This is a genomic window from Streptomyces sp. NPDC049577 (assembly GCF_040675635.1).
Lineage (GTDB): Bacteria > Actinomycetota > Actinomycetes > Streptomycetales > Streptomycetaceae > Streptomyces.
This window is the reverse complement of sequence record NZ_JBFAPH010000314.1, coordinates 1-7,449: the sequence shown is the minus strand read 5'-3', so window position 1 is coordinate 7,449 and position 7,449 is coordinate 1. Positions and strand designations below refer to the sequence as shown.

Below are 7,449 nucleotides of genomic sequence, written 5' to 3'. Positions count from 1 at the left end.
CCGCCGGGCACATGAAGATCGCGGAATCCCTCCGCGATCGCTGGGAGCTGATCAAGGTGGGCGACCCGCGCACGCTCGAAGGGGCCAAGCGGGCACTCGTGCAGCGGTTCGGAGACGTCCTGCGGGCCGTCGCCGGGGCGCGCGAGGGTGACCCGGCCCGTGGCCGGACGGCCGCCTACGGGCCGTTCTTCGAGATCGCGGTGACCGAGCCCTCGTATCCGGTCCGGCTGGCCATCGCGCAGGAGATGGGCGCCGGGGGAGACGCCGCCTTCGAGGCGCTGCGGGAGAAGTTCCCCCTGCCGTCCCGGCACGAGCGGCCCGACAAGGACGATCCCTGGGTGCAGTACGAGGAGGCGTTCCGCCACGAGCGGGAGGAGGAGCACCGCTGGCGGGAGGAGTGCCTCAGGAAGCACCCCGACTACGACAAGGCACGCGACGCGTACCTGGACTTCGAGAAGACGGGCGCGAGGACGCGCGGCAGGATCTGGCGGCAGTTCGTCATGCGGGCCTGGCTCGTGCCCATGATGGTGGGATCGGTCGGCGAGAAGCACCGCGCCCAGGCCCGCGAACGGCTGCAGATCTGGCTCGGCCACCTGGAGCCCGAACAATCCGGCTCCCACCGGGCCGACCTGCCGCTCTATCTGGCCCACCGGCTCGGCGTGCGCAACTTCAGCATGCTCGTCTCGCACGTCAGGGTCCCGCCCGCCATCGAGGCGATCATGCGCTCGCCCGGCTGCCGCGTCCAGGCGTTCCTGGCCGCCGGCCACGTCTGCAGTGTCATGGGTCTCGGCGAATACCCCGAGCTCGCCCGGCGGTTCAAGGTGCCCGTCGTCGTCACCGGCTTCGAACCGCTGGACATCCTCGAAGGCGTCCGCCGCACCGTCCGCCAGCTGGAGAGCGGCGAGCACCGGGTCGACAATGCCTACCCCCGCGCCGTCCGCGACGAGGGCAACCCGGCCGCCCGGCAGATGCTCGCCGAGGTCTTCGAGATCACCGACCGCGCCTGGCGCGGCATCGGCACCATCCCCGGCAGCGGCTGGCGGCTGGCACCCGCCTGGCGCGCCTACGACGCCGAGCACCGCTTCCGCGTCACCGACGTCACCACCGAGGAACCGGCCGCCTGCCGCAGCGGCGAGGTGCTCCAGGGCCTCATCAAGCCCCACGAGTGCGCCGCCTTCGGCACGACCTGCACCCCGCGCACGCCCCTCGGGGCGACCATGGTCTCCAGCGAGGGCGCCTGCGCCGCCTACTACCTCTACCGCCGGCTGGCCCACCGGACCGACCGCCCCGAGGAGGCGACCCCCGTTGGCTGAGACCCCACTGGCCGGGACCCCACTGGCCGGGACCCTGCCGGACGGCACCGTGCCCGACCCGTCCGCCTGGACCTGCCCCGCACCCCTGCGGGACCGGTCCGTCGTCGTCCCCGGCCACGGCGGCGGAGGTGCGCTCTCCGCCGAACTCGTGCGGGAGCTCTTCCTGCCCGCCTACGGCAACGAGACGCTCGGCGGCCTCGCCGACTCCGCCGCCCTCACCCTCGGTGGCGCCCGCCTGGCCTTCTCCACCGACTCCCATGTCGTGCGGCCGCTGTTCTTCCCCGGCGGCAGCATCGGTGACCTCGCCGTCAACGGCACCGTCAACGACCTCGCCATGAGCGGCGCCCGCCCGGCCCATCTGTCCTGCGCCTACATCCTGGAGGAGGGCACCGACCTCGCCGTCGTCGACCGTGTCGCGCAGGACGTCGGCGCCGCCGCCCGGGCCGCCGGTGTCACCGTCGTCACCGGGGACACCAAGGTCGTCGAAACGGGCCACGGCGACGGCGTCTACCTCACCACCGCCGGCATCGGGCTCATCCCCGACGGCGTCGACATCCGCCCCCAGCGCGCCACCCCCGGGGACGTGGTCCTCGTCAGCGGCCCCGTCGGCATGCACGGCGTGGCCGTGCTGAGCGTGCGCGAGGGCCTGGAGTTCGGCGTCGAGCTCACCAGCGACACGGCGCCGCTCGGCGGCCTGGTCGCCGCCATGCTCGCCGTCACCCCCGATCTGCATGTCCTGCGCGACCCCACGCGCGGGGGAGTGGCCGCCGCCCTCAACGAGATCGCCGCCGCCTCCGGCACCGGGGTGGTCCTCGCCGAGGACCGGCTGCCCGTACCCGAGGCCGTCGCCGCCGCCTGCGGCTTCCTCGGCCTGGACCCGCTCTATGTGGCCAACGAGGGCCGGCTGCTCGCCTTCGTACCGCCCGGGCACGCGGACGCCGTGCTCGACGCCATGCGGCGCCACCCGCAGGGCGCAGGAGCCGCTGTCATCGGCGAGTGCGTCGCCGAGCACCCCGGTACGGTCGTCGCCCGCACCCGCTTCGGCGGCACCCGGGTGGTCGACCTGCCGCTGGGCGAACAGCTGCCGCGCATCTGCTGACTCAGATCTCCTCCTCCATCCGGATCGCGTCGCGCAGCTTCTCGAACGCCGAGCCGGGCTTGCCCTCGTGCTGCTCCAGCAGCGCCGCCGCGATCGCGTCGAGCTTGCGCTGGACGGCGTGCTCCGCCCGCATCTCCGAGTTCTTCAGCAACGCCAGGAGCAACAGCGTCACCGATGTCATGAGGCCCGCCGCCAGCAGCTCCAGCTCCACCGACAGCTGGACGACGTGCATGGCCACGAAGTTGGCCACCAGCACGAAACAGATCACGAAGAACACCGGCGAGCTGGTGAAATTGGACGCGTTCTCGGCCAGCCGTTCGAAGAGTCCGCGCCGGTCGCCGCCTCGTTGGGAGGGATGCCGAAGGGTCACCCGCATTCGGTACCCGGCCGCCCGGAACGGAATCCGCCCCCGCGCGAATGGCCTACACGACGCGCAGGCCCCCGCACCCTGCCGCAGGCTGGGTGTGGGCCCGCGGCCACGGGGTACGCGGACCAGGCTCCCGACACACCAGGCGGTGATGCCCATGTCCGCAGGGACGGCCGACCCGTTCCCGCCCCGGCTCCTGCACGCGGCCCGCTCGGCGCTGCGCGACCAGGTCGACGGGGAGATCCGCTTCGACGCCGGCAGCCGCGGCGCGTACGCCACCGACGGCTCCAACTACCGGCAGGTCCCTCTGGGCGTGGTCGTGCCGCGCAGCGTGAACGCCGGCGCCCGCGTGGTGCGGGTCTGCGCCGAGTACGGCCTGCCCGTCCTCTCCCGGGGCGGCGGCACCAGCCTGGCCGGCCAGTGCACCAACCGCGCGGTGGTCGTCGACTGGACCAAGTACTGCGACAAGCTGCTCTCCGTCGACCCCCGGGCCCGCACCTGCGTGGTCGAGCCGGGCATCGTCCTGGACGAGCTCAACAGCCGGCTCGCCCGCCACGGCCTGAAGTTCGGCCCCAAGCCCTCGACCCACAGCCAGTGCTCGATCGGCGGCATGATCGGCAACAACTCCTGCGGCGCCACCGCCCAGGCCTATGGCAAGACCGTCGACAACATCCGCCGCCTGGAGATCCTCACCTACGACGGACTGCGCTGCTGGGTGGGCCCCACCGACGACGAGGAGTACGCGCGCATCCAGGCGGCCGGCGGCCGCCGCGCCGAGCTCTACCGGGGCCTCAAGCGCATCGCCGACGACTACCTCGCCGACATCCGCCAGGGCTTCCCCCGGATCCCGCGCCGCGTCTCCGGCTACAACCTCGACTCCCTCCTGCCGGAGAACGGTTTCGACGTCGCCCGCGCGCTCACCGGCAGCGAAGGCACCCTGGTCACGGTGCTGCACGCCGAACTGTCCCTCGTCCCCGTGCCCGCCGCCATGGCCACCGTCGTCCTCGGCTACCCCGACATCTGCACCGCCGCCGACGACGTGCCCCGCCTGCTCGAGCACTGCGAGCCCGCCCAACTGGAGGCCATCGACGACCGCATGGCCCAGCTCATGCGGGAAGAGGGCGCCTACCTCGACTCCCTGGACCGGCTCCCGGCCGGCAAGAGCTGGCTGCTCCTGCAGTTCACCGGCGACACCGTCGAGGAGGCGGACGAGAAGGCCCGCGCCCTGCTCGCCGCGATCCGCCGCTCCGAGGACGACGAGACCGTCGCCCTCTCCGACGACCCCGAGCGCGAGGAGGAGATGCTCAAGGCCCGCGAAGCCGGCCTCGGCGTCACCGCCCGCCCCCCGGACGACCGGGAGACCTGGGAGGGCTGGGAGGACTCCGCCGTCGCCCCCGAACGACTGGGCGACTACCTGCGGGACCTCAAACGCCTCTACGCCGAGTTCGGCTACGAGGCCGCCTCCGTCTACGGCCACTTCGGGCAGGGCTGCGTCCACACCCGCATCCCCTTCGGCCTGCGCAGTGCCGAGGGCGTGGCCGACTTCCGCCGTTTCCTGCACCGGGCCGCCGACCTCGTCTGCTCCTACGACGGCTCGCTCTCCGGCGAACACGGCGACGGCCAGGCCCGCGGCGAACTGCTGACCCGTATGTTCGGCTCCCGCCTGGTCCGCGCCTTCGGCGAGCTCAAGGACCTCTTCGACCCCGGCAACCACATGAACCCCGGCAAGGTCGTCCGCGCCCACCACGTCGACGAGAACCTGCGCCTGGGGCCCTCCTGGCGCCCCGACGCGCCGGCCACCCACTTCCAGTACCCCGAGGACGACCACCAGTTCGGCCGTGCCGTCATGCGCTGCGTCGGTGTGGGCAAGTGCCGCTCCCACAGCGGCGGCGTGATGTGCCCCTCCTACCGGGCCACCCGCGAGGAGGAACACTCCACCCGGGGCCGCTCCCGCCTGCTCTTCGAGATGCTCGGCGGCCACGCCGACGGCCCCGTGACCGACGGCTGGCGCTCCACCGCCGTGCGCGACGCGCTCGACCTGTGCCTGGCCTGCAAGGGCTGCAAGTCCGACTGCCCGGTCGGCGTGGACATGGCCACCTACAAGGCCGAGTTCCTCGCCCACCACTACGAGGGACGGCTCCGCCCCGCGTCCCACTACGCGCTCGGCTGGCTGCCGCTCTGGGCCCGCCTCGCCCAGGCGTCCCCGCGCGCGGCCAACGCGCTCCTGCACGCCCCCGGCCTCGCGGCGGCCGGCAAGCGGCTGGCCGGAGTGGCCGCCCACCGCCCCGCCCCGCTCTTCGCTGAGCAGTCCTTCCTCGCCTGGTGGCAACGCCACGGCAGCCCGCCCCCGGAACCCGGCGACCCCCGCGCCGTCGTGCTGTGGCCCGACACCTTCAGCACCTTCTTCCACCCCCACGTCGCGCAGGCCGCCGTCACGGTCCTGAAGGACGCCGGCTTCCGGGTCGCCGTACCCGAACGGCCGGTCTGCTGCGGCCTGACCTGGATCTCCACCGGCCAGCTCGCCACGGCCCGCCGTGTGCTGACCCGCACCCGCGACGTCCTGCGCCCCTGGCTGGCCGCCGGCACCCCGATCGTCGGACTCGAACCCTCCTGCACCGCAGTCTTCCGCGCCGACGCGCCGGAACTCATGCCCGCCGACGAGGACGTCCAGCGGCTGGCAGCCCAGACCCACACCCTGGCCGAACTGCTGCTCCACCACGCCCCCGAACCATGGCGGCCCCCGCAGCTGGCCCGGCACGCGGTCGTGCAGACCCACTGCCACCAGCACGCGATCATGAAGTTCGACCCGGACACCGAGCTGATGCGCCGCGCCGGCATCACCCCCGAGGTCCTCGACGAGGGCTGCTGCGGCCTCGCCGGCAACTTCGGCTTCGAGCGCGGCCACGAGGAACTGTCCGTGGACATCGGGGAACTCGGCGTCCTCCCCGCGGTCCGGGGTGCCGCGCCCTCCGCGCTCGTCCTCGCGGACGGCTTCAGCTGCCGCACCCAGATCGAGGACCAGCACACGGGCCGGCGGGCCATGCACCTCGCCGAGGCCCTGGCCATGGGCCTGACCGGCCCCGGCTCGGCCCCCGCCCACCACCCCGAAACCGCGGCGGCCCCCCGCCCGTCCCCCCGCCCCCGCGACGCCCTGTACGCCACGGCGGCCGCGGCGACCCTGACCGCCACGACCGCGGCGGCGGCCTACCGCGGACTCCGGCGAAGGCGAGCGTAGGCCTTCCCGGCGAGCCGGTCCGGGCCCAGAGGGCCGGCTCGCTAGCGCCGCGCGGCCGCCGTCGCCCTCTCGTTCGCCTTGCGGATCGCGTCGACGAGCTCCCCCTTGTCCATCGTCGAGCGCCCGTGGATGTCCAGCTCGCGCGCCACCTCCTGCAGGTGCCGCTTGCTGGCGCGGGTGTCCACGCCCTCCGCCGAGGCGTCGCTGGTGCCGCGGGGCCGCCGGGACTGCTCGTCCGAGGGCCCCTTGCGGCCGTGCTCCTTGGGCTGCCAGTGGTCCCCGACCTTCTCGTGTGTGTGCTTGAGGGCGCCGTAGGCCACGCGGTGGGCCCGCTCGCCCTCGCCGTACTGCTCCACGGCCGAGTCGTGGGCCTTGATCCACGTCCGCCGGGCCTTGGCGTCCGAGCGCCGGAGGGTGTCGGGGAGTTCCTCCCGTCCAGGCATGACGTCTCACCTCCATCGGTGCGTACAGATCTGTACGTCGCGTACCCTCCCGCCCGTCCGTCACTCCAGGAGGCGGGCGGCCACCTTCAGATCGGCGACCAGCCCCGCGTACAGCTCGGCCCGCGCGGCGTCGTCCGCACGCAGGACGGCCGACGGATGGATGGTGGCCACCAGCACGCCCTCCCCGTTCCCGCCGTCGAGGGCGGGCAGCGGCAGCGCCGTGCCGCGCTGCTCGCCGACCCGGAAGGACGAGCCGAGCAGCGCCTTCCCGGCCGTCGCGCCGAGCGCGACGACCACCTCGGGGTCGATCAGGGCGAGCTCGGCCACGAGCCACGGCTTGCACGCGCCGATCTCGCGCAGGCCGGGCGGCTTGTGGATGCGGCGCTTGCCACGGGGCGCCTGCTCGAACTTGAAGTGCTTGACCGCGTTGGTGACGTAGGTGTCCGTCGGATCGATCCCGGCCTCGTCCACGGCCCGCACCAGCACCCCGCCGGCCGGGCCGACGAACGGCTGTCCGCGCCGGTCCTCCTGGTCGCCCGGCTGCTCGCCGACCAGCACGACGCGCGCGTGCGCCTCACCCGCCCCGAAGACGGTCTGCGTGGCGTTCTCGAACAGCGGGCAGCCCTCGCACCGGGCCGCCGCGCCCCGCAGCGCCTCCAGATCGGCGCCCTCGGGGACGTAGGGACTCGCGTCGTAGCCCGGAGCCCCCCGGGCCGGCGTGCTCGGTGTCACGGCGCCTCCAGCCCCGCCGCGTCAGGCGACCCGCTGGTTGAACCGGCGGCCGGCCCGGTCGTTGAGCGCGGTGAGCCGCCCCAGTACGGACGAACCGGCCTCCTGGGCGGCCTCGTGCCCCGGCACCCGCCGCCGCGGCTTCGGACCGGGGCCGGGCAGCAGCCGGGCCGCCAGGGACAGGGCCCGCGTCGTGGTGGCGGGTGCCACCCCGTGCACCCGGACCGCCGCCTTCGCCAAGGGGGTGAGGACCAGCTCCGGCC

6 protein-coding genes and 1 pseudogene are annotated in these 7,449 nt (G+C 74.0%); 3 read left to right on the top strand and 4 right to left on the bottom strand.

Annotation, left to right across the window (positions count from 1 at the left end; genetic code table 11):
• Positions 1-11 precede the first annotated feature (11 nt).
• Positions 12-1,313: a hydrogenase formation protein HypD gene (gene hypD / locus AB0K09_RS26695; protein ID WP_366067944.1), complete on the top strand. Its 1,302-nt coding sequence runs from the start codon at positions 12-14 to the stop codon at positions 1,311-1,313.
• Positions 1,314-1,362: 49 nt separating this feature from the next.
• Positions 1,363-2,412, top strand: a complete 1,050-nt coding sequence (gene hypE, locus AB0K09_RS26690; protein ID WP_366067943.1) for a hydrogenase expression/formation protein HypE — start codon at positions 1,363-1,365, stop codon at positions 2,410-2,412.
• A 1-nt stretch (position 2,413) separates the two neighbouring features.
• Here hypE and AB0K09_RS26685 read toward each other — a convergent pair whose 3' ends face one another.
• A complete protein-coding gene (locus tag AB0K09_RS26685) occupies positions 2,414-2,782 on the bottom strand; it encodes a hypothetical protein (protein ID WP_366067942.1) in 369 nt (122 codons plus the stop codon).
• Between the two features lie 154 nt (positions 2,783-2,936).
• Here AB0K09_RS26685 and AB0K09_RS26680 point away from each other — a divergent pair, with 154 nt between their 5' ends.
• A complete protein-coding gene (locus AB0K09_RS26680; RefSeq protein ID WP_366067941.1) occupies positions 2,937-6,014 on the top strand; it encodes an FAD-binding and (Fe-S)-binding domain-containing protein in 3,078 nt (1,025 codons plus the stop codon).
• 41 nt (positions 6,015-6,055) lie between these two features.
• Here the strand turns inward: AB0K09_RS26680 and AB0K09_RS26675 are convergent, their stop codons facing one another.
• The 3 genes and pseudogenes from AB0K09_RS26675 to AB0K09_RS26665 all read right to left on the bottom strand — a co-directional run.
• A complete protein-coding gene (locus AB0K09_RS26675; RefSeq protein WP_366067940.1) occupies positions 6,056-6,457 on the bottom strand; it encodes a ChaB family protein in 402 nt (133 codons plus the stop codon).
• Between the two features lie 60 nt (positions 6,458-6,517).
• Positions 6,518-7,189: a UdgX family uracil-DNA binding protein gene (locus tag AB0K09_RS26670; RefSeq protein ID WP_366067939.1), complete on the bottom strand. Its 672-nt coding sequence runs from the start codon at positions 7,187-7,189 to the stop codon at positions 6,518-6,520.
• 21 nt (positions 7,190-7,210) lie between these two features.
• Positions 7,211-7,449 (bottom strand): annotated as a pseudogene (locus AB0K09_RS26665) (short-chain dehydrogenase); the annotation flags it as partial.

Coding starts and splice junctions, on each gene's coding strand:
- AB0K09_RS26675 (WP_366067940.1), bottom strand. CDS start 6,457: ATGCCTGGACGGGAGGAACTCCCCGACACCCTCCGGCGCTCGGACGCC.
- AB0K09_RS26680 (WP_366067941.1), top strand. CDS start 2,937: ATGTCCGCAGGGACGGCCGACCCGTTCCCGCCCCGGCTCCTGCACGCG.
- hypD (WP_366067944.1), top strand. CDS start 12: ATGAAGATCGCGGAATCCCTCCGCGATCGCTGGGAGCTGATCAAGGTG.